General features: G+C 66.9%; 20 protein-coding genes. 12 read left to right on the plus strand and 8 right to left on the minus strand.

Annotated elements, in window-relative coordinates:
* Positions 1-179: 179 nt before the first annotated feature.
* A complete protein-coding gene (locus P9255_RS01060) occupies positions 180-620 on the minus strand; it encodes a diacylglycerol kinase (protein ID WP_309768432.1) in 441 nt (146 codons plus the stop codon).
* Between the two features lie 209 nt (positions 621-829).
* Here P9255_RS01060 and bcsB point away from each other — a divergent pair, with 209 nt between their 5' ends.
* Genes bcsB through P9255_RS01105 form a run of 9 tightly spaced genes read left to right on the plus strand, consistent with a single transcriptional unit; the run spans position 830 to position 15460 of the window.
* The gene (gene bcsB, locus P9255_RS01065; protein WP_309789045.1) at positions 830-3085 is read left to right on the plus strand and encodes a cellulose biosynthesis cyclic di-GMP-binding regulatory protein BcsB; all 2256 of its coding nucleotides are present in this window, start codon (positions 830-832) and stop codon (positions 3083-3085) included.
* 3 nt (positions 3086-3088) lie between these two features.
* On the plus strand, positions 3089-4258 hold the full coding sequence (gene bcsZ / locus P9255_RS01070; protein WP_309768434.1) for a cellulose synthase complex periplasmic endoglucanase BcsZ: 1170 nt from the start codon (positions 3089-3091) through the stop codon (positions 4256-4258).
* On the plus strand, positions 4240-8208 hold the full coding sequence (locus P9255_RS01075) for a cellulose synthase subunit BcsC-related outer membrane protein (RefSeq protein ID WP_309768436.1): 3969 nt from the start codon (positions 4240-4242) through the stop codon (positions 8206-8208). Before bcsZ ends, P9255_RS01075 begins: the two co-directional genes overlap by 19 nt.
* Positions 8209-8225: 17 nt before the next feature.
* The gene (gene bcsE, locus P9255_RS01080; protein WP_309789046.1) at positions 8226-10109 is read left to right on the plus strand and encodes a cellulose biosynthesis protein BcsE; all 1884 of its coding nucleotides are present in this window, start codon (positions 8226-8228) and stop codon (positions 10107-10109) included.
* Between the two features lies 1 nt (position 10110).
* Entirely contained in the window at positions 10111-10320 is a 210-nt protein-coding gene (locus P9255_RS01085; protein ID WP_309768440.1) for a hypothetical protein, read from the plus strand.
* On the plus strand, positions 10317-11084 hold the full coding sequence (gene bcsQ, locus P9255_RS01090) for a cellulose biosynthesis protein BcsQ (protein ID WP_309768441.1): 768 nt from the start codon (positions 10317-10319) through the stop codon (positions 11082-11084). The genes P9255_RS01085 and bcsQ overlap by 4 nt, the downstream gene beginning before the upstream one ends.
* A complete protein-coding gene (gene bcsA, locus P9255_RS01095; RefSeq protein WP_309768443.1) occupies positions 11081-13609 on the plus strand; it encodes a UDP-forming cellulose synthase catalytic subunit in 2529 nt (842 codons plus the stop codon). The genes bcsQ and bcsA overlap by 4 nt, the downstream gene beginning before the upstream one ends.
* A gap of 55 nt (positions 13610-13664) precedes the next feature.
* Positions 13665-15224, plus strand: coding sequence for a cellulose biosynthesis protein BcsG (gene bcsG / locus P9255_RS01100; protein ID WP_309768445.1), 1560 nt, complete (start codon positions 13665-13667; stop codon positions 15222-15224).
* Complete coding sequence (locus P9255_RS01105; protein WP_309768447.1) at positions 15221-15460, plus strand: hypothetical protein; 240 nt, start codon at positions 15221-15223, stop codon at positions 15458-15460. The genes bcsG and P9255_RS01105 overlap by 4 nt, the downstream gene beginning before the upstream one ends.
* A gap of 2 nt (positions 15461-15462) precedes the next feature.
* Here the strand turns inward: P9255_RS01105 and P9255_RS01110 are convergent, their stop codons facing one another.
* From P9255_RS01110 to P9255_RS01140, 7 genes are all read right to left on the minus strand, one after another.
* Positions 15463-16248 carry an enoyl-CoA hydratase/isomerase family protein gene (locus P9255_RS01110; RefSeq protein WP_309789047.1) on the minus strand — a complete coding sequence of 262 codons (786 nt, stop codon included), beginning with the start codon at positions 16246-16248 and terminating at the stop codon, positions 15463-15465.
* The gene (locus P9255_RS01115) at positions 16245-17408 is read right to left on the minus strand and encodes a hypothetical protein (protein ID WP_309768451.1); all 1164 of its coding nucleotides are present in this window, start codon (positions 17406-17408) and stop codon (positions 16245-16247) included. The genes P9255_RS01110 and P9255_RS01115 overlap by 4 nt, the downstream gene beginning before the upstream one ends.
* Entirely contained in the window at positions 17408-18634 is a 1227-nt protein-coding gene (locus P9255_RS01120) for a CoA transferase (RefSeq protein WP_309768452.1), read from the minus strand. The genes P9255_RS01115 and P9255_RS01120 overlap by 1 nt, the downstream gene beginning before the upstream one ends.
* Positions 18635-18683: 49 nt before the next feature.
* The gene (locus P9255_RS01125; RefSeq protein WP_309768453.1) at positions 18684-19454 is read right to left on the minus strand and encodes an SDR family oxidoreductase; all 771 of its coding nucleotides are present in this window, start codon (positions 19452-19454) and stop codon (positions 18684-18686) included.
* On the minus strand, positions 19451-20647 hold the full coding sequence (locus P9255_RS01130) for an aldose 1-epimerase family protein (RefSeq protein ID WP_309789048.1): 1197 nt from the start codon (positions 20645-20647) through the stop codon (positions 19451-19453). The genes P9255_RS01125 and P9255_RS01130 overlap by 4 nt, the downstream gene beginning before the upstream one ends.
* 47 nt (positions 20648-20694) lie before the next feature.
* Complete coding sequence (locus P9255_RS01135; RefSeq protein WP_309768455.1) at positions 20695-21609, minus strand: sugar phosphate isomerase/epimerase; 915 nt, start codon at positions 21607-21609, stop codon at positions 20695-20697.
* 124 nt (positions 21610-21733) lie between these two features.
* A complete protein-coding gene (locus P9255_RS01140; protein WP_309789049.1) occupies positions 21734-22825 on the minus strand; it encodes a Gfo/Idh/MocA family oxidoreductase in 1092 nt (363 codons plus the stop codon).
* Positions 22826-23033: 208 nt separating this feature from the next.
* Between P9255_RS01140 and P9255_RS01145 the strand changes: the two genes are divergently transcribed.
* The 3 genes from P9255_RS01145 to P9255_RS01155 all read left to right on the plus strand — a co-directional run bounded on the left by P9255_RS01145 (position 23034) and on the right by P9255_RS01155 (position 25014).
* A complete protein-coding gene (locus tag P9255_RS01145) occupies positions 23034-24044 on the plus strand; it encodes a LacI family DNA-binding transcriptional regulator (protein ID WP_309768457.1) in 1011 nt (336 codons plus the stop codon).
* Positions 24045-24176: 132 nt separating this feature from the next.
* Positions 24177-24599, plus strand: a complete 423-nt coding sequence (locus P9255_RS01150; protein WP_309768458.1) for a hypothetical protein — start codon at positions 24177-24179, stop codon at positions 24597-24599.
* Positions 24600-24615: 16 nt separating this feature from the next.
* Complete coding sequence (locus P9255_RS01155) at positions 24616-25014, plus strand: hypothetical protein (protein WP_309768459.1); 399 nt, start codon at positions 24616-24618, stop codon at positions 25012-25014.
* The last annotated feature ends 17 nt before the right edge of the window (positions 25015-25031 follow it).

Raw genomic sequence — 25031 nt, forward strand, 5'->3', positions numbered from 1 at the left:
CGCGTGAAGGACGGGGCGCTAGTCCAGCCCGCTCCGTTTCGCCGCTTCCTCACTACCGGGCCGCGTCGCTGGCCGCGAGACGAATGTCCCGCGCACCGGCGACCCCCGCCGCGAGCCTCGCCCCTCAAGTTTTGCCCCCTCCCGCCGACATACAGATGAGCCACCCCGTCACGCGCGCGTCACAGAAGCGTGCTGAGCCATCGCCACGCATGAGGGCCGCAGATCAGACCCCAGGTCATCGCGCTGATCACGATCGATACGGTGACTGCCGCGCTGCCGCAGTCCTTCGCCCGCCGCGACAGTTCGTGCCGTTCCAGTGAGATGCGGTCGATCGCCGCCTCGATGCTCGAATTGATCAGCTCGACGAGCAGCACCAGCAGCACGGACGCCGCAAGCAGCACGCGCTCGGCCGTGCCGACGGGGACGAAGAACGCGGCCGGCAGCAGCACGATGGCCGCGCACGCTTCCTGACGGAACGCGCTTTCCTCGCGCCAGGTGGCGGCGATGCCGTCCCACGAGTGGCGCAGCGCGAAGAGGCCGCGCAGCAGGCCGCGCCGTTTGACGATGGCGCCCTCGCTGGCGGATGACGATGAATCGGAAGAAGAAGTTGGCCGGACCATGACGCGACGTGGCGGTTATTTGTTTGAAGGATGCCCGAGTTGAACCGAACTGTCCGACATTATGCGTTTGTTCCGCCCGCTCTTCGTCAGCAAGGGTGCGGAAATTCATGCGTGAGCGTGAGCGCGACGACGAGTACGCCCGCAACCGTCGCCACGATGCCACATAACCGCCGCGCCGCGCGCGCCCACGACGCCTTCCCGACTTGCCGATGAAATCCGCCGTCCGCTTCTGCCTGTCGCTGGCGATGGCCGCCAGCGCGCTCGATGCCGCTGCCATTCCTCCAGCGCCCGATGCGCCCGCCAGCGCGAACGTCAGCGCAAACGTCAGCGCAAACGCCAGCGCCACGACCGTTCACGTGCCGTTCTCCGCGCTTGGCGCGTGGCAGCCGCTGCAGTTGCGCGGCCTCGAAGACGCGCGCTCCGTATCGCTCGGCGTGCGGCTGGATCGCGTCGTGACCGGCGCGCGCCTGCGGCTGCGCTACACGTATTCGCCCGCGCTGCTGTTTCCGCTGTCGCACGTGAAAGTGTCGATCAACAACGAAGTCATCGCCACCGTGCCGTTCGACAAGGAACACGCCGGCTCGATGGTCACGCAGGACTTTCCGCTCGATCCGCGCCTCTTCACCGATTACAACCAGTTCGGGCTGCGCTTCATTGGCCATTACACGATCGACCACTGCGAAGATCCCGCGAACACCGCGTTGTGGGCCGACGTCAGCCCGGCGAGCGAATTCATCCTCGATACCGCGCCCATCAAACTGCCGAACGACCTCGCGCTGTTGCCCGCGCCGTTCTTCGATGCCCGCGACGTGAACCGCCTCACGCTGCCGTTCGTGCTGCCGGCATCGCCCGACAGCGCGACCCTGAAAAGCGCGGGCGTGCTCGCGTCGTGGTTCGGCGCGCTCGCCGACTACCGGCAGGCGCGCTTTCCGGCGCTCGGCGCATTGCCCGCGAACGAGCACGCAGTCGTCATCGGCACGCGCGACCGCTTGCCGGCGGGGCTCGATCTGCCGCGCATCGACGGTCCGGCGATTCTCGTCGCCGATAACCCCGCTTCCGCCGATCGCAAGCTGCTCATCGTGACCGGCCGCAATGCAGCGGAAGTCGATCAGGCCGTCTATGCGCTGGTGCTCGGCCGCACGGCCATGTCGGGCGCGTTCGCGAAAGTGGCGCGCGTGGACATCGGCAAGCCGCGCGAGCCGTACGACGCGCCCCGCTGGATGCCGACGAACCGCCCCGTGAGCTTCAGGGAACTCGTCGGCGATCCGTCGCAACTGCAGGTGTCGGGAAGCACGCCCGATGCGATCCGCCTGAATCTGCGCGTGCCCGCCGATCTGTTCTCATGGAACTCCGCGGGCGTGCCGCTGAACCTGAAGTACCGCTATACCGCGCCGACGGTGCAGAACAACTCCGCGCTGGCCGTCGATATCAACGATCAGCTCGTGAAGTCGTTCCGCCTGCCCGTCGCCAAAGCCGACGACAGCGAGGGCCGCATCCAGTTGCCGCTCTTGTCCGGCGCGAACAGCGGCGCGGCGAACACGCTCGACATTCCCGCGTTCCGCGTTGGCAGCGCGAACCAGTTGCAGTTGCGCTTCAATCTCGATTCGCAGAAGACCGGCCTCTGCGCGGGCGTGGCCACTAATCCGGCGCGCGCGGCAGTCGATCCCGATTCGACCATCGACTTCTCCGGCTTCGTGCATTACGCGCAGATGCCGAATCTCGCGTACTTCGCCAACAGCGGCTTCCCGTTCACGCGATACGCCGATCTCTCGCAGACGGCCATCGTGATTCCCGACCGTCCCGCGCCGGCCGAACTCGAAGCGATGCTCACGATGCTCGGGCACATGGGCCAGTGGACCGGCTTGCCGAGCCTGCGCGTGACGATCGCGCGTCCCGGCGACCTGCCCGGCCTCGCGCAGAAGGATCTGCTCGTGATCGGCGGCGCGCCCTCGTCGCCGGTGTTCGCGCGCTGGCGCGATGCGCTGCCGCTTTCCATCGCCCAGCTTGCCGCGCCGAAGGATGGCGTCACGCAGGCGTCGTTCTCGATCCGGGAGCAGTGGCGCGACGGCAAGCGCGTCACGCACGGCGGCGCATCGCTCGATCAGAGCGGACCGCTCGCCGCGCTGATGGGCTTCCAGTCGCCCGGTGCGCAAGGGCGCAGCGTGATCGCGCTCGCCGCAACCGATCATGGCCGTCTCGACGATCTGCTCGACGTGCTCGAACGCCCCGACCGCATCACGCAGGTGCAGGGCGACGTATCGCTCGTGCGGCGCGGCGGCGTCGACAGCATGCGCGTGGGCGAAAGCTATGTGGTGGGCTATGTGCCGTGGTACGCGAAGCTGTGGAGTCACGCGGTCGCGCATCCGGTGCTGCTCGGCCTTTTCGGCGCGCTCTCGGGCCTGCTGCTCGCCGTCGCCGCGTTCGCCGCGCTGCAGGAACTGGCGTCGCGCCGCAAGGGACTTTGAGCGATGACTTCCGTTCTTCGCCGTCGGGCCTGCGCGATCGCAATGGCGGCGCTTTGCGCGACTGCAAGCGCGAGCGAAAGCGCCGTGCAAGCGGCAGAAGCGCCGCTTGCCTGCCAGCCGTCGTGGCCGCGCTGGGAAGCGTTCAAGCGCGGCTTCGTTTCGAACGATGGCCGCGTGATCGACGTCGGCTCCGCCGATGAGCGCACGGTGTCGGAAGGGCAGTCGTATGCGCTCTTTTTCGCGCTCGTCGCCAACGACCGCGCGAGCTTCGACACGATCCTCCACTGGACCGAAAACAATCTCGCCGCCGGCGACCTCACCGCGCGCCTGCCCGGGTGGCTGTGGGGCCGCGACGCGTCCGGCGCGTTCCGCATGCTCGATGCGAACGCCGCATCGGACGCCGATCTGTGGATCGCCTATGCGCTGCTGGAGGCGGGCCGCGCGTGGGGCGAGCGCAGTTATACGGCACGGGGCGCATCGCTCGCGCGGCGCGTGCTGGACGAGGAAAGCGCGATGGTCCCCGGTCTCGGCCTCACGCTCTTGCCGGGGCCGGTAGGTTTTCATGCGTCGGCGGACTCGTGGCGCGTGAATCCGAGCTATGCGCCGCTGCAGGTCATGCGCGGCATCGGCGCACGTCTTTCCGGCGATGCGCGCTGGCCGCGTCTTGCCGCATCGTCGGCGCGGATGCTGGCCGATACCGCGCCGCGCGGATTCTCCCCGGACTGGGCGCTGTATCGGACGAATCACGGTTTCCAGCCCGACGACGATACACAAGCCGAGAGCGCGTATAACGCGATCCGCGTCTATCTGTGGGCGGGAATGCTCGCATCGTCGGACGATGCGCGCGCCGCTCTGCTGCAACGCTTCACGCCGTTCGCCGCGTATATCGGCGAGCACGGTGCGCCGCCCGAACGCGTCGATACGCGCACCGGCCGCGCCGGTCCGAACGACGGCAACGCGGGCTTTTCCGCCGCCGCCGTTCCGTTTCTCATGGCGCGCGGCGAGACCCGTCTCGCGGACGCGCAAGCCGCCCGCGCGGAAAGCGAAACCGCGCCCGGCTATTACACGAGCGTGCTGACGCTGTTCGGCCTCGGCTGGCGCGAGGGGCGTTATCGCTTTGCAGCGGATGGCGCGTTGCAAACGGCGGCTTCGCAATGCGGAGGCACCCGCTGATGGGCGCGCTTCGAACCCGACCGGGCCTGCTGCGGGCCGCGCTGATGTCGGCGAGCGTCGTGTGCGCGGCGCAATGGCCCGCGACGACCGCGCACGCGGCGATCCCCGATGCCGGTCGCAATGCCAGGGCACGAGCCGACGCGCCTTCGCTGCCGCCGATGGCCGAGCGCCTTTACGGCACCGCGCGCGCGTGGGCGAACCGGCATCGCGACGATCTCGCGTTGCAGGCCATCGACAAGGCGTTGCTGATCGCGCCGGACGACCCGCGCCTTCTCGCGGAACTGCTGCGTATCCAGTTGCGGCTCGGCCAGGCGCAAAAGGCGCAATCGACGCTCGCGCGCATGAAAACCGCCGCGCCCGACGCGCTCCTCACGCGGCAGGTCGACGACGAATATCGTGTCGCGGTCAGCGGACGTCAGGAAATGGCGACCATCCGGCTGCTGTCGCGAAGCGGCCAGTCCGAGGAAGCCGCGCGCCGCCTCGTCGCGTTGTTTCCGAGCGGCGCGCCGTCCGGGGCGCTGGGCGCGGAGTATTACCAGATGATCGCCGCGACGCCCGCGCGCCGGAACGAGGCGCTCGATGCGCTGCATCGCCGTGTCGCCGCCGATCCCGACGACGTGGACGCCGCGCTGACGCTCGCGCGCCTGCTCAACGCCGGCGACGCGACGCGCGCCGAGGCGAACCGCATTGCGTGGAAACTGGCGACGCGCACGGACACCGACCGCAACGCCGCGCTCGACGTGTGGCGTCACGTGCTGCAGTCGGCGGGCGCGGACGCCGCTTATCTGCCCGCGTTGCGCGCGTATCTCGTTCTCGTCCCCGACGACACGGAGTTCAAAGACCGCGCCGATCTGCTCGACGCGCGCATCGAGGCGCAGAAGAAGCTGGAGCGCGATCCCGATTACATCGCCCAGCAACGCGGGCTGGCTGCGCTGGCACGCGGCGATCTCGCGGCGGCTGAGCCGCTGCTCGCGCGTGCGGCGGCTGCGCGTCCGGGCGATGCCGAAGCCGTCGGCGGTCTGGGTCTCGTACGGATGCGCGCGGGCCAACGCGACGAGGCGCGCGCGCTCTTCGAACGCGCGGCCACGCTTGGCGCCGACAATCGCGGGAAATGGCAGAGCCTCGCCCGCACGGCGCAGTTCTGGGGCACGCTCGCGCACGCGCGCGACGCCGCCGGCGCAGGCCGGCCGGCCGATGCCGAACGCTACGCGCGCGAGGCGCTCGCGATGCAGCCGGGCAACGCCGACGCCCAGCTGATGCTCGCCGATGCGCTCCTCGCGAAAGGCGACTGGCGCGCCGCCGAGCCGATGCTGCGCGCGCAGCTCGAGGGTCCCGCGCCCAGCCTGTCGGCGCTGCGCAGCACGCGCACGCTGCTCGAAAGCACCGGACGCGGCGATCAGGTCGGGCCGCTCTTCAAGGCGCTGCAGAGCCGCTTCGCCGCTGCCGACGATCGTCAGAGCCTCGTCGCGATGCGCGCCGACCTCATCGCCGCCGACGCGCAACGGCTCGCGGAGCGCGGCATGAACGGCCCGGCGGCGCAGCAGTACGAAGCATCGTTGCGCGTCGAGCCGGATCAGCCGTGGACACGCTTCGCGCTCGCCCGCATCTATCGCGATCTCGGCTTGCCGCAACTGGGGCGCGCCGTCATGGACGACGGCTTCGCGCGCAACGCCTCCACGCCGATGCGTTACGCGAGCGCGCTGTATCGCAATTCGACGGACGATCTGGCCGGCGCACGAGTCGCGCTCGCGCCCGTGCCTGACGCCGAGCGCACCGACGGGATGCGCGCGCTCGCCCGCAATCTCGACGCGCAGCAGGCGCTGACCGACGCCCGCGCCGCCTACGCACGCAACGATGCGGCCGCGGCTGAAGGCTCGCTCGGCCGCGCGCAGTCCGATGCGTTCGACGATCCGGACATGCTCGCGTCGATCGGCTCGCTGTATATCGATCATGGCGAGACGGCGCGTGGCCTTGCGCTGCTGCGCGACTGGATGACCGCGCATCCGCAGGAAACCGACGCCGATGTGCGCCTGCGCTACGGCGATCTGCTGGGCGCGGCGCGGCGTGAAACCGAACTCGCGGATGTGCTCGCTCAGGTGCGCGGCGCCGGCACGCTGACGCCGCGTCAGTCGGAACGGCTCGAAGACCAGTCGCTGCGGATGGTGCTGCGCCAGGCCGACGACGCCATCGCCGCAGCCGACTATGCGCGCGCCCGCGCGCTGCTCGCCACCGTCAGCGATGCCGGCCGCCGCGACCGGCGCTATGCGTTCGAAGTCGCCGATCTGGCACGCGCGCAGGGCAACTACGCGGCGGCGCGCGCGGCGCTCGCGCCGGTGCTGGCGGCATCGCCCGACGATGCCGAGACGCAACTCGCGCTCGCGCGCGTGCTCGGCGACAGCGGCGGCAGCGGGGACCGCAAGGACGCGCTCGCCATCGTGCGCCGCGTGATCGACGCCGCGCCGCCCGACGATATCGACACGCGCCTGTCCGCCGCACGCCGGCTGTCGGCGCTGCGCCGCCCGCAGGACGCGCAGGGCGTCGTGCAGCCGCTGCGCGTCGCGTATCCGGCGCGGCCGGACGTCACGTTGCAGGCGGGACGCGTCGCGGAAGACCTCGGCGATTACGCGGATGCGGCGTCGCTGTATCGGCTGTCGATGGATCAGGAGCGCGCATCCGGCATCGTGTCCGCGTTCGGCACGCCCGCCGGCACGATCCGCCCGACGCCCGCGCAGTCGGCCTTCGACGATCTCGGCCAGCGCCGCAATCCCGAAGTGGAGACGGGCTGGATTCCCGCCTACAAGTCAGGCGATGCCGGCGTGTCCGAGTACCACGCGCAGCAGGCGCCGCTCTATGTGCAGATCCCGTATCGCTACGACGGGCATTTCTTCCTGCATGCCGATGCGGTTCATCTCGATGCGGGGACGCTCGATGTCAGCGGCCTCGGCGGATCGACGATACCGTTCGTCGTCAACACGTTCGGCACGACGGCCGGTTTCTTCACCGACGCGGCGGCGCTGCGCAGCTATGCGGCGGGCGCCGTCACTTCCGGCGACCTCCACCAGCACGCAAACGGCCTCGGCGGCGGCGTCGGCTATGTCTCGGACAGGTGGCGCTTCGATCTCGGCTCGACGCCGCTCGGCTTTCCGGTGCATTACCTCGTCGGCGGCGCGCGTTACCGGATCGATGCCGGTCCCGCGAGCTTCTCCGTGTCGGCGTCGCGCCGTCCGGTAACGAGCAGCGAACTCGCCTACGCGGGACTCACCGATCCGCTCACGCATACCGTCTGGGGCGGCGTGCGGCGCGATGGCGTCGATGTTCATGTGGGCGCGGATATCGGCAGGATCGAAACCTTCGCGGATATCGGCGTGGGCGCGCTGACCGGGCGCAATGTCGCGAGCAATCAGGAATTCACGCTGCGCACCGGCTTCAGCGTGCCGGTGTATCAGCGCGCGACGATGCGCGTGCTGACCGGTCTCGTCGGCAATGCGTGGCATTACACGGACAACCTGCGCTACTACACGTTCGGGCAGGGCGGCTATTACAGCCCGCAGCGGTATTTGTCGCTCGGCGTGCCGCTGGAATTCATGGGCAAGCGCAACGGCTTCATGTGGGACGTCACGGTGACGGCCGGCGTCTCCAATTCCTACGAGAAAGATTCGCCGTACTTCCCGAACGGGCTTCCGTCGGTGGCGGGACTTTCTCCGGTCGATGCCGGCCAGTTCAAGTTCAGCGGCGGCTCGACGCAGGGCGTGAGCTTCTCGTATGGCGTCGCGGCGACTGTCGAGTATCGCGTGAATCCGCAACTGGCCGTCGGGGCGCGCTTGAGCATCGATCACTCGCATGACTACGCGCCGAGTTCCGGCATGGTCTACGCGCGCTTTGCCTTCTCGGCGCGCAAGGACGATTACCGCATCAGCCCGTCGCCGGTGCGGCTGTATTCGAGCTATTGACCGGCGGCGGAGAAACAATGAGCACCGATTCGAATCGATCCACACGCGCCACGGTCGCGGCCGAAACCGCATCGCCGCGCGCGCCCGGCGTGCTGTCGGCGCTTGCGCAGTTCGCGCGCTCGCGGCTGTCCCGCGACGACGACACGGCCGCGCGCCTCGGCATCGATGCGCTGCCCGGCGATCTCGCGACGCTGGAGCACGGCGCGCTGTACGCGGTGCAGGCCGCGCCGCGTTCGCCCGAATGCGATGCCCTCATCTGGGAAACGGTACGCGCGGCGGGCAAGCGGCCCGTGACGGTCGTGCTCGCGCGCGAACGTGGCGACGCCGCCGCGCGCCTTCGCGAACTGGGCCTGTCGGGATCGGCGACGCCGGGCTGGCCCCGCCGGCTCAACGTGCTCGCCATGCCTGGCGTGCCGGACGCTGCTGCCGACAATGAAGCGCCGCCCGCGCTCGCGCGTCTTTTCGGCGGCTTGCTTGCGCTGAGACGCTTCGGCCTGCGCCGCGATGCGCTTTACATCGTCGAAGGCGCGCAACGCTGGTTCACCTGGAGCGATACGGCGGCGCTCGTGCGCGAGGGACGCCTGCTCGCGGACTGGTGCGCGACGCGCGGCGTCACGATGCTCCTCCTGCTCGGCGACAATGCCGCCGCGCCCGAATCGGACGTATCGCCCGATTTCGACGAAGCCGCCGACAAGCCGGGCGGCCGCGAGCTGAACGGCGCGTGCGCCGGCGTGGCGCGCGTGCGGCGAGCGAATGGCGAACTGCTTTGGCAAGTCAACTTCTGGCGCGCGGGCAAGGCGCTCGTGACCGGCGACGTCCGCGCGCTGCGCTTCACCGGCGATGGCCGGCTGAGCGTCGCATCGCCAGACACGCAAAGCGGAGCGATGCGGATCGCGCATGACGAAGACCGCGTCGTCGTGTGCCGCGCCGTGACCGGCGACGAGCCGTGGGTGCCGCGCAACTGGGAAGTGCTCGACGACCGCGACGCCGTCGTGGCCGCGTGCCGCGACGCGCGCGCGGCGACGGTCCTGCTCGCGCATCGCAACGGCGCGCAACTCGAACAACTGTGCGAAGCGGTGCATGCGCTCAGACGCCGCAGCGGACGCGCGCTCAAGATCGTGGTGGTGGAGCGCGGCGAAGTGCTGCGTCACCAGTACGAACTGCTGATGCTGAGCCTCGGCGCGAACGCGGTCGTCGGCCGCGACACGCCGTTTTCGCGGCTCGAGTCGATCGTGCAGTCGGTGCAGGGCCAGCTTTATACGCGTCCGCTGATGCCGGACTACCGCGCGGCGCTCGCCGCATCGCTCGCCGATGCCGCGCTCGGTTATCTCAACGTCGCCGCGTTCTGTGCGCAGGCGCAGGCGGCCCTGACGCGCGGCGCGATGCTGCGTCTGCCGCATGTGCTGGCGAAGCTCGCGCTGCCGCCGTCGCTTGCCCACGTCGATGCGCTCGGCCATTGCCGTCCGCGCCGCGCCGGCGACGTCTTCACCGCCGACGCCACGCATTGCTACGTCTTCCTCTTCGGCTGCCGGCTCTCGGATGCCGACGCCGCGCTCGCGCGCATCTTCACTGCGCCGGTGGAAAGCATCGCCGAGAAGGTGACGTATCTGTCGAACGAAGGCATCGCCGCCGAGCTCGATGCGCTCGACGCGGCGAACCGGCGCGCGCCTTCTGCCGACTACAGCGATCTGTTCGCGACCGCGACGCCCGCTCATAAACCCGCCGCAGCCGCAGAACCGGATTCCGTGCGGCGCGCGCGCGCGGAACTCGACGCGCTGCACGACGTGCTCGAACACGAAGCGCGCAGGCAGCACGCGGATCTGACCGTCGATACGGAAACCGCGACGCACGTGCGTCGGGCCGTGCGGGCCCGCATGCCGCTCGTCGAACCGGGAAACTGACATGGAAACCTTGCTGTTCTTCGCCGTGATCGGTGCGCTCGCGGGCGCGCCCGTGTGGATCGTCTGGCAGCGGCGCAGCGCGCGCCGCGGCCTCATCGCCGCACGTCATTTCGATCCGCGCGACGCGGCGCCGTGCCGCATCGAAGCGGTCGCGCTCAATGGGCGGCTGCTGCCGGAGGCCGATGCCGTCCGCCCGGAGGACAAAGCATGAAGACCATCGCCGTAGTCTCGACGACGGGCGGGGCGGGCCGCACCACGCTCGCCGCCACGCTCTCGGTGCTGCTCGCGCGGCGCGGCCGCGATGTCGTCGCGATCGACTTCGATCCGCAGAACATGCTCGGCGCATGGCTCGGACTCGATGCGCTCGCGCCGCGCGGCATCGCACACGCGCTGACCGACGCATCGCGCGCCTGGCACGAATACACGTGGCGCAACGACGACGGCGTGCTCTTCGTGCCGCACGGCCAGCTCACGCTCGATGAAGCCGCCGCCTGCGATGCGCGTCTCGCCGCGCATCCGCAATGGCTCGAGTGCGCGATCGCCGAGGTCGCGCTGCCCGAAAGCGGCGTCGTGGTGATCGACACGCCGCGCTATCCGTCCCGTCAGGCGCAACAGGCCGCGCGCGCCGCCGATCTCGTGCTGTGCGTGTGTCCGCCCGATCCCGCCGCGTGCGCGACGTTCGTCGCCCATCTGCCCGCGTTGCTCGATGCGTGCGGCGATGTGCGGATCGTCGTGAATCGCCTGAATCCGGCGCGCGAGATGCAGCGCGATGTCCTCGCGATGCTGCGCGCGGCGGCGGGCGGCCTGCCGGTGGCGCAGCGCATCCACATGGAAGCGGCGCTGCCGGAGGCGTTCGCGCGCGGCGCGTGGGTCATGGACGAAGCGCCGCATACGCAGGCTTCGCACGACCTGCACGGCCTCGCGCGTCACGTCGATGCGTGGCTCCCCGCGCTCGAAGCGAGCATCGCAGCATGAATGCGACGAACGTGAAGACACGCCGCGAGCGCGCCGTCGAGTGGATCGCGCTAGGACTCGGCTTGCCCGCGCAACGCTCGCCGTTCGACTGGTGCGTGCGAATCTTCTTCAAGCCGCCGCGCGAAGGCCGGCGCGACATCGCCCGCGACCTGCTGCGCGCGTTCGTGCTCGCGTGGGCGCGCGAGTGGGGCGTGATCGACGTGCGCGATCCGTGGGCGTGGCTCATGCGTGCGTTCGTTCGCGCGCCGCGTGAAGGCGGCCGGCCGATGACCGCGCGCGCGGCGCACATCCTCGATGCCGTCGAACGGATGCTGACGCCGTTGGTGCTCGCGATGGTCACGGTCAAGCGCGCAATCGACGCGCGAATCGACCGCCTGCCGTGGGCGCGTGTCGGCGCGCGTCTAGAAGGCGGCGCGACGCGCATCGGCCGCGTGCGCTGGGCGCTCCCGGCGATGACCGCGTTGGGCGGGCTGATCTGGCTTACGGTCGGCACGTCGCCGCTCGGCACGGGCGGCCAGTTCGCGTTTTTCGTGGTGCTCGCGGGTTTCGCGCTGATCGTTCGCCGGCTGCCGGGACGCATGCCCGTGCTGATTCTCGCGACCATCGCGATGCTCGTGACCGCGCGTTATATCTGGTGGCGCACCACGCAGACGCTCGACTTCCGCACGCCGATGGAGGGGATCGTCGGTTACGCGCTCTACGGGGCCGAAGCCTATACGTGGATCGTGCTGCTGTTCGGTTTCGTGCAGACCGCGTGGCCGCTGGAGCGCGCGGTGTCGAAGCTGCCCGACGATCCGGCGGACTGGCCGAGCGTGGATGTCTATATCCCGACGTACAACGAGCCGCTTGCCGTCGTGAAGCCGACGCTCTTCGCCGCGCAAGGTATCGACTGGCCCGCGGACAAGCTGCGCGTGTATCTGCTCGACGACGGGCATCGCCCGGAATTCGAGGCGCTGGCGCGCGCGGCGGGCATCGGCTACATCACGCGCGACGACAACAAGCACGCGAAGGCGGGCAACATCAACCGGGCGCTGGCGAAGACCACGGGCGAGTACATCGCCATCTTCGATTGCGATCACGTCCCGACGCGCTCGTTCCTGCAGGCGACGATGGGCACCTTTTTCGCCGATCCCAAATGCGCGATGGTGCAGACGCCGCATCACTTCTTCTCGCCCGATCCGTTCGAGCGCAACCTCGGCACGTTCCGCCGCGTGCCGAACGAAGGCAACCTGTTCTATGGCCTCGTGCAGGCGGGCAACGATCTGTGGAACGCCACGTTCTTCTGCGGTTCGTGCGCGGTCATCAAGCGCGCGCCGCTGGAGGAAGTGGGCGGCATCGCGGTGGAAACCGTCACCGAGGACGCGCATACGGCGCTCAAGCTGCATCGGCGCGGCTACACGACGGCGTATCTGCCGACCGTGCAGGCGGCCGGTCTCGCCACCGAAAGCCTCGCGAGCCACATCAAGCAGCGCACGCGCTGGGCGCGCGGCATGGCGCAGATTTTCCGCATCGACAATCCGTTTCTCGGGCGCGGGCTCAACTTCTTTCAGCGCCTGTGCTACGGCAACGCGATGCTGCATTTCTTCTACGGCATTCCGCGTCTCGTCTTTCTGACGATGCCGATGTGGTACCTGTTCTTCCAGATGTACTTCATCAACGCGGCGGCGACGACGATCGCGAGTTTCGTGCTGCCTTACATCGTGATCGCGAACATCGCGAATTCGCGGATGCAGGGCAAGTTCCGGCATTCGTTCTGGGCGGAAGTGTATGAGTCGGTGCTCGCGTGGTATATCGCGCTGCCGACGACCGTCGCGTTCATCAGCCCGAAGCACGGCAAGTTCAACGTGACGGACAAGGGCGGGCGCATCGACGAGACGTACATCGACTGGGCGATGAGCAAGCCGTATCTGTTCCTGCTCGGCCTCAATGCCGTGGCGATGTCGGTCGGCGTCGTGCGGCTCGTGTTCGGCGCGGGCGACGAAGCCGCGACCATCCTGATGAACGTCTTCTGGACGCTCTACAACCTGGTGATGCTCGGCGCGGCGGTGAGCGTGGCGCGGGAGGCGAAGCAGGTGCGCGTGACGCATCGCATCGCAATGACGATGCCCGCGACGCTCGTGCTCAACGACGGCAGCATGATCGCGTGCACGACGAGCGACTATTCGACGGGCGGCCTCGGGCTGGTCGTGGAGCCGGGCAGTCTCGCGCTCGATGCGGGCGATGTGCTGGGCGTCGTCGTGAGCCGGGGCGAGCGGCAGTTCCATTTTCCCGTGCGCGTGACGCGGCTGGCCGGCGCGCATCTGGGCCTGAGCTTCGAAACGCTGACGCTCGACGAGGAGCGTCGTCTCATGCAGTGCACGTTCGGCCGCGCGGATGCGTGGGTCGAATGGGGCGAGCGCACGGAGAAGGACTCGCCGCTCAAGGGGCTGAAGGAAGTGCTGCTGATGGGCGTGGAAGGCTATGCCCGTCTTTTCGACGGTGCGCGCCGGGCGTTGATTGCGGGACTGGCGCCCGAGCGGCATTAAAGCTTTGCCGCTCAAGTGCCGTAGATGATGCAGCGATCGCAAATTCACAATCACGATGACGTTCTGGAACCTCTATTTCATCAGCAAGCTGGCGTTGTTCTCGACCGGCCATCTGAGACCGCTGTGGCTCGCGAACATCGCGTTTGCGCTGGCGCTCGCGACGAGCGCGCCGCTGCGTTCGCGGCTCGCGCGCGCGGTGCGGATGATCGCGGGGCTGGCGGTCGGCTTGCCGCTGATGTACCGGGAGGCGAACGTGCCGCCGTTCGGGCGCATCGTCGAAGAGTTCGGCAATCTGAGCACGTTCAGCTTCGGCTACTGGCTCGAATTGCTGCCGCGCTTTCTGCCGCCGATGCTGGCGGGCATGGCGCTGTGCGGGCTGGTCGTCTATCTGATCGTCAATCGATGGCTGCGCGTCGCGACCTTCGTGATGCTCGCGCTCTTCCTGTTGCCGGTGTGGCAGGGCGCGAACGCGGTTCTCGCGCGCATCCACGCCGCGCCACCGGCGCAAGCAAACCCGATTGCAACTAATGGTCCGTCCGCCGGACCCTTGGACTACAACGCGACCCTCGCGGCATTCCGGGCAAAGGAGTCGCAGCGACAGGTCAGCTTCGGGCATTTGTCGTCGAATGCGAGCGAGCAGTTCGATGTGATCGTGCTGCATATCTGCTCGCTGTCGTGGGACGACCTCGATGTGTCGAAGGCGCGCAATCATCCGTTCCTGTCGCACTTCGATTATCTGTTCACGAACTTCAGCACGGCGGCGAGCTATAGCGGCCCGGCCGCCATTCGCGTGCTGCGTGCTTCATGCGGCCAGGAAGCGCATGCGGACCTGTACAAGGATGCGCCCGCGCAATGTCATCTGATGGCCGATCTCGCGCAGGCGGGCTACACGCCGCAAGTGACGTTCAACCACGATGGCCACTTCGACAACTTCACGCAGCTCGTGAAAGACAACGTGGGCGTGCCGAACGTGCCGTTCGTTTCGAACGCGGCCGCGCCCGTTGCGATGCATGCTTTCGACGGATCGCCGATCATGGACGACTACGGCACCCTCGCGAACTGGTATGCGCAGCGCGCGCAGACGCCGGGGCCGGTCGCGCTGTACTACAACACCATCAGCCTGCACGACGGCAACCGCCTGCCCAACAGCAAGCTGTCGAGCCTCGAGTCGTATCCGGTGCGCGTGAGCAAACTGATGAGCGACTTCGACAAGTTCGCGGATCTCATCGCGCAGTCGGGGCGGCGCGCGGTCATCGTGTTCGTGCCCGAGCACGGCGCGGCGCTTCGCGGCGACAACAACCAGGTCGCGGGCCTGCGCGAGATTCCGACGCCGAGCGTGATCCACGGGCCGGTCGGCGTGCGGCTCGTCGGCTTCGCGGGCAATCATGGGCCGACGACGGTCATCGATCAGCCGACCGGGCATCTTGCGGTCGCGCAACTGCTGTCGAACCTCGTATCGGACAGTCCGTTCAAGGCGGGCGTGACGCTGTCGCAGTACGCGTCGAAGTTGCCGGAGACGCCGATGATCGGCGAGAACGAAGGCACCGTGACGATGAAGACGGCCACCGGTTATGTCGTGAAGACGCCGGATGGCGTATGGGTGGAGCAGAAATGAGCGATGCGATGCGGCCGGTTCCCGCGAAGGCGGCGCGCGCGCTGCACGACGTTGACGCGCTCGCGCAGAAGCTGCCGGGGCTGGACGCCGCGCGCTACTTCGACTCGCAAGCCGACGAGGAGTATCGCGCCGCGCTCACGCGATGGCCGGTGATGGCGCGGCTGATGAAGCTCGTGCCTTCCGGGGCGCCCGTTCATGACGAGATCGCAGCACCGGTGAGCGGCGACGCGCGCTGACGCTAGCGCCGTCGAAAGCGTGGCTGCCGCTTTTCCCTGAACGCCTCGCGCCCCTCGCGGGCATCGTCGGTGGCGAAGCAGATCGTCTGGAGATCGCGCTCGTATCGGATCGCGTCTTCCTGCGGCATGTTGAACGCCGCGCGAAGATTCGACTTCGCCGTTTCGGCCGCGATGGGCGCGCGTTGCGCGATGGTCCGCGCAATCTCCTGAGCGCGCGCCGTCACCTGCTCGGCCGATTCGACGATTTCACTGACGAGGCCCCACGCGAGCGCCTTGTCTGCGTCGATGGGGTCGCCCGTCATCAGCATCAGCGCCGCGTTCGACGGGCCGATGGAGTGCGCGAGGAACGCCGCCATGCCGCCGCCGCCGATCCATCCGAGCTTGATCTCGGGCGCGGCAAACCGCGCATTCGCCGACGCGATGCGAATGTCGCAACTGAGCGATGTCTCCAGCCCGCCGCCGAAAGCATAGCCATTGATGGCCGCAATCGAAGGCTTCAGAAGGGCCCGGACGGCATCGCAGTAGTCCGGCCGGTTTCGAAACTCCCAGGGCGTCCGATAGTCGTCCAGCGTGCCGATGTCGGACCCCGCGCAGAAGGACTTCGTGCTGGCGCCGGTGAGCACGACGGCGCGAATCGCGTCGTCTTCGTTGCAGCGCTTCATGTGCTCGACGATCTCCGCCGCCATCGAAGGCGTCATCGCGTTCAGCTTGCTCGGCCGGTCGAGCGTGATGGTCGCGACGAAGTCGTCGACCGTCATCGAGACGAAACCTTCCACGCGTTCATTCATTCGGCATCCTGTGTATGTGATGTGAAGCTGTTGCGATAGAGCGCGTCGAGGTCGTTCAGCAGGGACGCGTCGCTGCGCGCCGATTCGAGCGTGTCGCGCAGCATCGCCGAAGCACGGCTCTGGAACGCGATATACCCGTCATGACGCGGACGGACCCAGCTTTGCTCCAGTGTGCGGGCGGTATGCGCGAAAAAACCGCCTGTCATCTCGTTGACGTGTTCGTCGCGCCACGCCGAGCGGCGGCTCGGCTGGCCGGCGTGCCGCGGAATGAATGTGGTCTGTGCGTCCTCGGAGAGCAGCCAGCGAAGATGGCTCAGGAGTTCGGGCGTCACCTGACAACGCGCGCTGATGGCGATGCCCGTTCCGCCGATGACCGAGTGCGCATCGGCGGGCGAGCCGGAAAACGTCGGCACGTCGCAGAAGCTGACTACGTGCGTGCCCGCCGACGCGTGCGTCGAATAATTGACGTAGCCGAAAACGAGCGGGATCAGCGCGAGTTCGTCCGAAGAACGCATGAGGTCGAGGAGACCGATGGGATTCAGCGACATCGTTCGCGGGTCCGTGCGGCGATAGAGCGGCCGCATGACTTCGAGCACGCGCTTGCCCGTCGATTCGGCCACGAAACCGCCGTCCGCAGCGGAACCGATGGGCTCGCCGAGCGTCGCCGCAAGCGACATGAACGTGAGGATCGCATGCGGCCCGGCGAGCGAGAGCGCCACGCGCACCGATGGCGGCAGCGCCACGAGCGCGTCCCATGTTGCGGGCGGCGTGCCGAGCAAGTCGCGACGATACGCGGTCACTTGCGCGGCTGCATCGAGCGGCAACGCCCACGTCTTGCCCGCGATCCGATACGAACGCAGCGAAGGGCCGATGCTGTTCGCCTGCCATTGCGCGAGGTCGCTGTCTTCGAAGTGCGAGTCGATGCTTTGCAGGCAGCGTCGCGCAACGGCCTCGCCGACATGCGGATGATCGAGCACGACGAGATCGAATCGTTCGCACAGGTCTTCGATCGGATGCGATTCGAAGCCTTCCAGCGGCTGCTTCTCCCATTGAATGTCGATACCGTCGATGTCGCGACGCGCTTTCGCAGCGGCGGCCAGTGCATCGTAACCGCGCGGATGATCCCACGTCAGCGCACGGTAGCGTGGCGTCGGCGGCATCAGACCGGCTCCTTCTCGTGCGCGTGTTCCTTGATGATGCCGCGTTGCGCGAGATCGTCGATGACGTGATCGGGGAGGCCGGCCGAGCGCAGCACGTCGCGCGTATGTTCGCCGACGAGCGGCGCGCCCATGCGTATCGAGCATGGCGTCTTTTCGAACTGATAGGGAAAGCCCGGCGCTTTCACGGTGCCCTCGGTAGGATGCTCGTACTCGATGAAGGTGCCGTTATGCCTGATCTGCGGATCGTCGATGACGTCGCCGTATCCGTACACCGGGCCCGCCCAGATATCGTGCGCTTCGAACAGTTCGAGCCACTCCGCGCTCGTGCGTGTGGTCAGCCGTTCCCGCGTCCGCGCGAAGATTTCGTCGCGGCGCGCGAAGCCATCGATTTCGTCCACCATGTCGAGGAAACTCGGCTCGCCGATCAGTTCCCCGAACTTCTTCAGCGAAGGAAAGGCCACGATGATGTAGCCGTCGCGCGTCGCGAATGCACCGTAGGGCGCGCGAATGAAGACGTGCGCGTGCGGTTCGTGCGAGCGCTTCTGCGGGACCTTGCCCTTCGTGAAGACGCTCAGTTCCTGCATTTGCAGCGTCACGATGGCGTCGAGCATGTTCACCTTCACCAGTTGGCCTTCGCCCGTTCTCTCGCGATGCAAGAGCGCGGTCAAGACCGCTTCGAATGCGGTGGAGGCGGCAATGGCGTCGACGAGAAACTGGCCCGCAGCCTGCGGCGGCTCGCCCGCGCGGCCCGCGGAGAGCAGCGCGCCCGACATGCCCTGGAGAATCAGGTCCTGCCCCGGCCGCAACGCATACGGACCATCCTCGCCGTAGCCCGACATCGATACATACACGAGCCGCGGATTCAACGCCTTGAGGGTGTCGTAATCGACGCCCAAACGTTGCGCGACGCCCGGCCGGTAGTTCTGCACGAATACGTCGGCGGTCTTGACGAGCTCGTACAACGCGGCCTTGCCGTCCTGCGCCTTGAGGTCGATGGCAACGGAGCGCTTGTTGCGGTTGAGCGACAGGAACGATACGTTGATCTGATTGCCGCGCGCGCCGCCCGCCGACGTGTGCCGCTGCCATTCGCCGGTCGTCGGTTCGACCTTGACGACATCCGCGCCGAGGTCGCCGAGCCGCTGTGCGGCGAACGGACCGGCCATCGCGATGGAACAGTCGAGCACGCGATAACCCGCGAGCGCGCCTTTGTTGTCCTTGTTCTGCATGTTGCCACTCCGGAAAAATGCGGTTTTTCGATGTCGCGGTGGGCGTGGCTCAGTGCATGACCCATCCGCCATCGACGGCAAGCGTCTGTCCCGTCACGAACGCGGCCTCGTCCGATGCGAAGAACACGATCGCGGCGGCGATGTCCTCGGCACGGCCGCGCCGCTTGATGGACTGGCGTTCGAGCACCATGCGTTCGTAGGCGGGAAGATCATGATGAATAGCTTCGGCGGCTGTGGGGAACGCACCCGGCGAAATCGCATTGCAGGTGATGCCGTCGCTGCCGAACTCACGCGCCAGCGCGCGCGTGTTGCCCATCATCGCGCCCTTGGACTCGACGTAGGGCTGCAGATGCTCCCAGCCGCCCGAAAGCGTGATCGACGTGATGTTGATGATTCGCCCCCATCGCTGATCGCGCATTCCGGGCAGCGACGCGCGAATGATCTGCAGCGCGGCGGATACGTTCACGCGATAGATCAGCGCGCGCTCGTCGTCGGAATACGCTTCGAAAGGCTTCGACGGATACACCGCCGCATTGTTGATGACGACATCGAGCGCGGCGTCGGCGGTGAGCCGGTCGAGTGTCTGTTGCAGCGCGGCGGCGTCGGCGAGATCGACTTGAAGCGTCTGCAATGCATCGGCGCAATCCGGCGACACGGCTTCGCGCAGACGCGCCAATGCGTCGGAATCACGGTCTAGCGCAAGCACGCGCGCGCCCTGACGCAGCAGCGCAAGGCTGACGCCATGCCCGAGGCCGCCGCCCGCGCCGGTGAGCAGCACACGCCGCCCGCGCAACGAGAAATGCATGGCGCCGGCGTTCATGCGGCGCCGCCTTGCGACGCCCGGCCGCGTAAAGGCCGATATTCCCCCGACGGCGCAGGGTAGTCGTCGGACGGCTGCTGCGCAATCGCGCGGATGCGCCTTTCGGTAGCGGCGATTTCCTCCGTTGCGCCGAGAACGCGGATGCTCGTCTCATAGTCGCGTTCATCGCCATGTTCGAGCCATATCAGTTCGCCGCGCTCGCGCGCAGCGCCTTCGCCGAGCACGTGATTCGTCAACGGCTCCAGCCCCAACGCATACTGTCCCGCCTGGAGGTTCTGCCACTGATACTGACAGGGAAACTGGTCCTTGCGCGTCGTCACTTCCACACCGATGCCGAGCCGGTCGTTGACGAGCGCGACCGGCACGAGACCGGCGTCGTCGGCCTTCATTTCGTGCTGCCAGACCTGTTCGTGAAAGTTCATCTGCGGGGCCGGCATGCGCTGATAACCGACCTCCTGCGCACGGTATTCGTCCGCGTGTGCAGCCCACACGACATCCTGAACGGGCGCGAGATAACGCGCGCCCTCGTCGAGCACCGGATAGCCGACGTTCAGGTGATAGCAGAACATATGCGGCGTCCGGTAAAAACCGCGATTCACCACGCGATCGTGAAGCCGGATATCGTTGCTGCCAACCTCGATCTCGATGCGCCGATGCAGCTCCAGATGCTCGCCGAACACGGTGCCCTGCGACACGATGCCCTCCGCCCAGAGCATGCAGCGGTTGCCGTCCCAACGCTCGCCATAGCCCGTGAGACGCGCGGGAATGGTGCCGATGCGGCCGTGAATCGAATGCTGTACTTTCTGGCGCGGCTTGTAGACGTAGTTGTCCGCGGGCGCGTCGTGCATGAACAGAATGTGGTCGAGACCGCAGGTGACCATGAGACCCGAGAAGGAGCGCAGCCAGCCCAGTCCGCCTTCGCCCTCGTACTCGTGCAGTCCCGGATGCCTGAAGCCAGCGGGCGAATGCCAGCCGATGGCATGGCCGCGGTACTCGCATTCCGCGATATCCATTGCACGATCGACCAGCACCGTGAAGCGCAGGCCCGTCCCGCTGCGAAACTCCAGCAGCCGGATGCCGCGCTCGAGTCCGTCTTCCAGCGTGACGAGCCTCACGCCCGCGAACTGGGACAATTGTCCGCAGCGCGCTTCGATCTGCTGCCGGCTCATCGTCGTTGCGTATAGCTGTGCCATCTGCGCGTCTGCTCCGATGGGTTGAGGAAGTGCCGCTGCGCCGGCGCTCAGACGCCGTTGTCCCGCAGCTTGCCGTCGAGAAATGCCTTGGCGCGAGGCACGTCGTCTTCGGTGAGGTGCTCGATGATGATGGGGATATTCGGATGGCGCTTCGCGAGGCGTCGCAGGTACAGGTCATAGTTCAGCGCACCGAGTCCCGGCGAGGGCAGTTCGATCTCGCCGACGCCGCGAAACGTGTGGCTTTCGGCTGCATCGGCGTCGCCGATATCGGTGTGCTTCTCCGACTTGTCGCCGCCCGCGCGCTTGACATCCTTCGCATGAGCGATGCAAATCTTGTCGGACAGGGCATCGAAGACCTGATTCAGCGTTCTGTCCATGTGATCGATGTTATGGTCTTCGAAGTAATTCGTCGGGTCCATCAGCAGGCCGAGCCCCGGATGGTCGACATCGGCGAACATGCGAAGCGTTTCTTCCACCGACCCCACTACGTTGTTCACATACGTTTCGAGCAGAAAGACCGCGCCGTGGTCGTACGCATGCTGGGCCAGTTCCTGAATGACGGCGCGGCACTGCTCCCATGCTTCCTCGGTCTTGTTCGTCGGATGATGCACCCAGTCGCTTTCGGTCGCGAACGTTCCCGTCTCCGAGATCACATACGGGGAACCAAGGTACTGTGCATGCGCGATGATCTCTTTCAGATAGTCGTTCCGTCGCTGTCTTTCAGCCGGATCGGGATGCACGATGTTCGTATAACCGGAGATGCACGAGATCGGCAGGTTGTTGTCGCGGAACGTATCACGGATGCGCTTGCACTTGTCTTGCGTGATCTGACCGCGGCCAAAGTCCATGTCCTTGAAGTGCAGGTCGAGTTGCACCGTGTTGAAGCCATGCGCGCGAATCTTCTGCGCGGCGGTCGAGAGTTCATACGGGAAATAGCCCGAGAAAATGCCGGTCTGGATCATCCTTGTCTCCTTGAAAGGGCGGGGCGACCTGTACCGGGCGCTCGCTCGCCTGCTGGAAATGGACTGCGCGTTGAGAACGACGAACACCGAGGCCATCCATGCGGCGGCCTTTTTCTTGCGAGCTTCAATCGGGAACGGGAACTTCGGACATTCGCACCGTGCGGCGCTCGGCGGCGGACTTGTACGCGGCCTCGACGAGCGCCATCGTTCTCACGTTGTCGGCGACCGTCAGCGCAGGCCCGGTTTCGCTTGCCAGCGCGTATTGCAACTGCTCCATGACGCCGATGAACGCATGCGGGAACCACATCGTCCGCCATTCGGGCGTGACCCACTTGCCATCCGTCTCGCGCTGCGAGGCGTAACTGAGCGTCAACGGTGCGCCGTGCGGCCATCCGATGGTGCCCTTGGCCACGCCTTCGGTGCCCTCCACGCGCCAGCGGATGACCTGATCGTCCTCGAAGCCGCCGCCGCGCGGACCTGCCCAGACGTCTTCGAGTGAGAACGCCAGCAGCCCGGATGCGAACCGCAACGTCGTGCCGACGATGCCGTCCTGATGCGCGAACGTCGTGCGCGGATCGGTCCGCGTCACGCTCGTCACTTCGTCGGGCTCGCCGAACAGATGACGCAGCACATCGAGATGATGGACGCTCATGTTCGAGAGCGTGAGCCGGTCGTAGCCTTCGAGAAACGTCTGCCAGTGCGGAATCGCGTGCATGTCGATCTGGGCGAGCACGGGTTCGCCGAGCGCGCGCCGGTCGAGCAACTGCTTGAGCACGCGCATCGACTGGTCATAACGCATGTTCTGATTGACCGACAGGATCTTGCCGGCCCGCCGCGCCTCGTCGCGCAGCGCGAGCGCTTCCGGAAGCGACAACGCGAGCGGCTTTTGCGCGAGCACCGCCTTGACGTGCGGCGTGGCGAGCGCGGCGCGGATCAGCGCGGGCTGCCGATCGGGGGGATAAGCAATGTCGATTATTTCGACATCCGAATCGTCGATGAGTGCTTGCGGCGACTCGTGCACGCGAGCGATGGACCAGCGTTGCGCCACCGACTCCGCACGGCTGACCGTGCGCGAGGCGATGGCCACGACGTTGAATCCGGCTTCGCGGTAGGCCGCGAGATGGCACTCCGCCATGATCATTCCAGCGCCGATACAGCCGATGCGATACCCGCGTTCTCTCACGGGCGCATCGGGTTGAAGCTCGGATACGGACATGCTCGTCTCCCGGTTCGGTCGAACGTTGACGAATGCGCGCGGCGATTTCGATGGGACTATCGCATCTTTTTGATTTGGAGGGGCATCATTTTTCGCTGTCGTTTACCCGATGGCTCGGCGCTGTCGAGCTTTTTCGCCGCATGGACGACATCCGCAGTACATCAATTTGATGTGATACGATGGTTCGGCCACGTAACGGATTGAGCACATGACCCGAACCACCATCACGGCCATCGCAGAGGCGGCAGGCGTTTCGACGGCAACCGTCGATCGCGTGCTGAACGAGCGTGACGGCGTGCGAAGCCATACCCGCAATCACGTGCTCGCCGTCGCGCGACGGCTGGGCCACGGACGCGAAACCGCACGGACCGCGCAGGCCCGGATGCGCCTGAGCTTCGTGCTGCCGGCGGGCGACAACAGCTTCATGTCGCTGCTGCATCAACACTTGATCGCGGAGGCGCAATGTCAGCCCGACATCGACGCGCGTCTCCATCTGGTGGAGGGCTTCAACGCGGAGAAGCTCGCCGCGCAGTTGCATCGGCTGAAAGGGCAGGCCGACGCGGTCGGGCTCGTGGGACTCGATCATCCGCAGGTGCGCGATGCCATCGCCGCGTTGCAGGCGAGCGGCATCCACATTTGCACGCTGGTCTCGGACATCCCGACGTCGGCGCGCATCGCGTATGTGGGTATCGACAATCGCGCGGCCGGACGGCTGGCGGCTTGGCTGCTCGGGCGCTTCCTGCCGCAGGGGACGCAGCACGACGTCACCGTGTTCCTGGGCTCGCTCGCGTATCGCGGCCACGAAGAGCGCGAGATGGGGTTTCGCGCGCTGCTGAGCGAAGAGTTCCCGCACATTCGCATCGGCCGGATGCTCGAAATCGGCGACGACCGTGCGCGCGCCTATGAGTTGACGCGAAGGATGCTGCAAGAAGGCGCGCCGGCGGGCCTCTATAACATCGGCGCGGGCAATTCGGGTATCGGCCGCGCGCTGCAGGAGGCGCATGTTCACCGGCAGACCGTGTTCGTCGGCCACGATCTCACCGCGACGTCACGGCGCTTCCTGCTCGATAGAACGATGGATGCCGTCATCGATCAGAATCCGCGCGTCGCGGCGCGCGAGGCAGTGAGACTGCTTGCCTCAGCGATCCGGGGCGAGCCCGAACCGACCTACATGCCGCGTCTGCAAGTGATTTTCCGCGAGAACATCCCCGCCGAGTGAGGCAGCGCCCCTGCATCAGGCAAAGTTACCTTCTTGTGTTGCGCGCTTCGGTAAAACAGGGTTTATCTGGATGCGATCGAGCGTTCTATCCGCCGATACTCATTCAACAGACCTAATTCACCGGAGCAAACGATGGCACGAGCATTTCTTACTCATCAGCAAATTTTCGATCAAAGCGTCGAGCACCTTCTCAGTCAGGGTGGCGCGTCGCTTTTGCCGCGCGGAGGCGGCGCTTATCGCGGACGATGCGGCGGCTGCCCGGTCGGCGCACTCGTGCGGCCGAACGACTACCGCACGTCGATGGAAGGGGTGCCGGTGCGCTTCGTCATCGCGGAAGCGGTGCGCATTCCCGGCTATATGGATGCCGGCGTCGCGGCACTCAAGCGAGCGCTCCTGCGGGCGCGCATCAACATTTACTCGCGAGAGACCATTGAGCTGTTGAGCTGCCTTCAGAACGTGCACGACGTCTTCGGCATCTGGGAATGGAACGACCGCTTGCGCTCCATCGCGAGACAGTTCGGCCTGTCGACGCACAGTCTCATGCGGGCTGCCTGATGGCGTGGAGCGAACGATGAGAAGCATCGACGAAATCTTCGGCGCCGTGCGGTCGCATCTGCTCTCGCAAGCGGCCATATCGGAAGACGATGGCGGAAGCTGCCGCCTGCGAGGCCGCGACGGACGCCGCTGTGCGATCGGCGTCCTGATCGACGATCGCTACTACAGCGAGCGGCTCGAAGGGCTGGGAATCGGTTATTACAAGGCGGGGCAAGACGGCCCGTTATTGCAGGCGCTTGCCTTGTCGGGTGTGGATGCGTACGAGCCGCGCGTGGCTGCGATGCTGCAGGATCTCGAAGACCTGCACGATGCCGCCGACGTACCCGCCTGGCCCGCACAGCTCGACGTGCTTGCACGGCGACACGGCATCGTCGCGTGGGAGTCGTTTCCGCACGCCGAAGTCGAGTGCGTTTGAGCCGATGCGTGCGGCTG

This window comes from Caballeronia sp. LZ019, assembly GCF_031450825.1.
Classification (GTDB): domain Bacteria; phylum Pseudomonadota; class Gammaproteobacteria; order Burkholderiales; family Burkholderiaceae; genus Caballeronia.

Coding starts and splice junctions, on each gene's coding strand:
- P9255_RS01060 (WP_309768432.1), bottom strand. CDS start 620: ATGGTCCGGCCAACTTCTTCTTCCGATTCATCGTCATCCGCCAGCGAG.
- bcsB (WP_309789045.1), top strand. CDS start 830: ATGAAATCCGCCGTCCGCTTCTGCCTGTCGCTGGCGATGGCCGCCAGC.
- bcsZ (WP_309768434.1), top strand. CDS start 3,089: ATGACTTCCGTTCTTCGCCGTCGGGCCTGCGCGATCGCAATGGCGGCG.
- P9255_RS01075 (WP_309768436.1), top strand. CDS start 4,240: ATGCGGAGGCACCCGCTGATGGGCGCGCTTCGAACCCGACCGGGCCTG.
- bcsE (WP_309789046.1), top strand. CDS start 8,226: ATGAGCACCGATTCGAATCGATCCACACGCGCCACGGTCGCGGCCGAA.
- P9255_RS01085 (WP_309768440.1), top strand. CDS start 10,111: ATGGAAACCTTGCTGTTCTTCGCCGTGATCGGTGCGCTCGCGGGCGCG.
- bcsQ (WP_309768441.1), top strand. CDS start 10,317: ATGAAGACCATCGCCGTAGTCTCGACGACGGGCGGGGCGGGCCGCACC.
- bcsA (WP_309768443.1), top strand. CDS start 11,081: ATGAATGCGACGAACGTGAAGACACGCCGCGAGCGCGCCGTCGAGTGG.
- bcsG (WP_309768445.1), top strand. CDS start 13,665: ATGACGTTCTGGAACCTCTATTTCATCAGCAAGCTGGCGTTGTTCTCG.
- P9255_RS01105 (WP_309768447.1), top strand. CDS start 15,221: ATGAGCGATGCGATGCGGCCGGTTCCCGCGAAGGCGGCGCGCGCGCTG.
- P9255_RS01110 (WP_309789047.1), bottom strand. CDS start 16,248: ATGAATGAACGCGTGGAAGGTTTCGTCTCGATGACGGTCGACGACTTC.
- P9255_RS01115 (WP_309768451.1), bottom strand. CDS start 17,408: ATGCCGCCGACGCCACGCTACCGTGCGCTGACGTGGGATCATCCGCGC.
- P9255_RS01120 (WP_309768452.1), bottom strand. CDS start 18,634: ATGCAGAACAAGGACAACAAAGGCGCGCTCGCGGGTTATCGCGTGCTC.
- P9255_RS01125 (WP_309768453.1), bottom strand. CDS start 19,454: ATGAACGCCGGCGCCATGCATTTCTCGTTGCGCGGGCGGCGTGTGCTG.
- P9255_RS01130 (WP_309789048.1), bottom strand. CDS start 20,647: ATGGCACAGCTATACGCAACGACGATGAGCCGGCAGCAGATCGAAGCG.
- P9255_RS01135 (WP_309768455.1), bottom strand. CDS start 21,609: ATGATCCAGACCGGCATTTTCTCGGGCTATTTCCCGTATGAACTCTCG.
- P9255_RS01140 (WP_309789049.1), bottom strand. CDS start 22,825: ATGTCCGTATCCGAGCTTCAACCCGATGCGCCCGTGAGAGAACGCGGG.
- P9255_RS01145 (WP_309768457.1), top strand. CDS start 23,034: ATGACCCGAACCACCATCACGGCCATCGCAGAGGCGGCAGGCGTTTCG.
- P9255_RS01150 (WP_309768458.1), top strand. CDS start 24,177: ATGGCACGAGCATTTCTTACTCATCAGCAAATTTTCGATCAAAGCGTC.
- P9255_RS01155 (WP_309768459.1), top strand. CDS start 24,616: ATGAGAAGCATCGACGAAATCTTCGGCGCCGTGCGGTCGCATCTGCTC.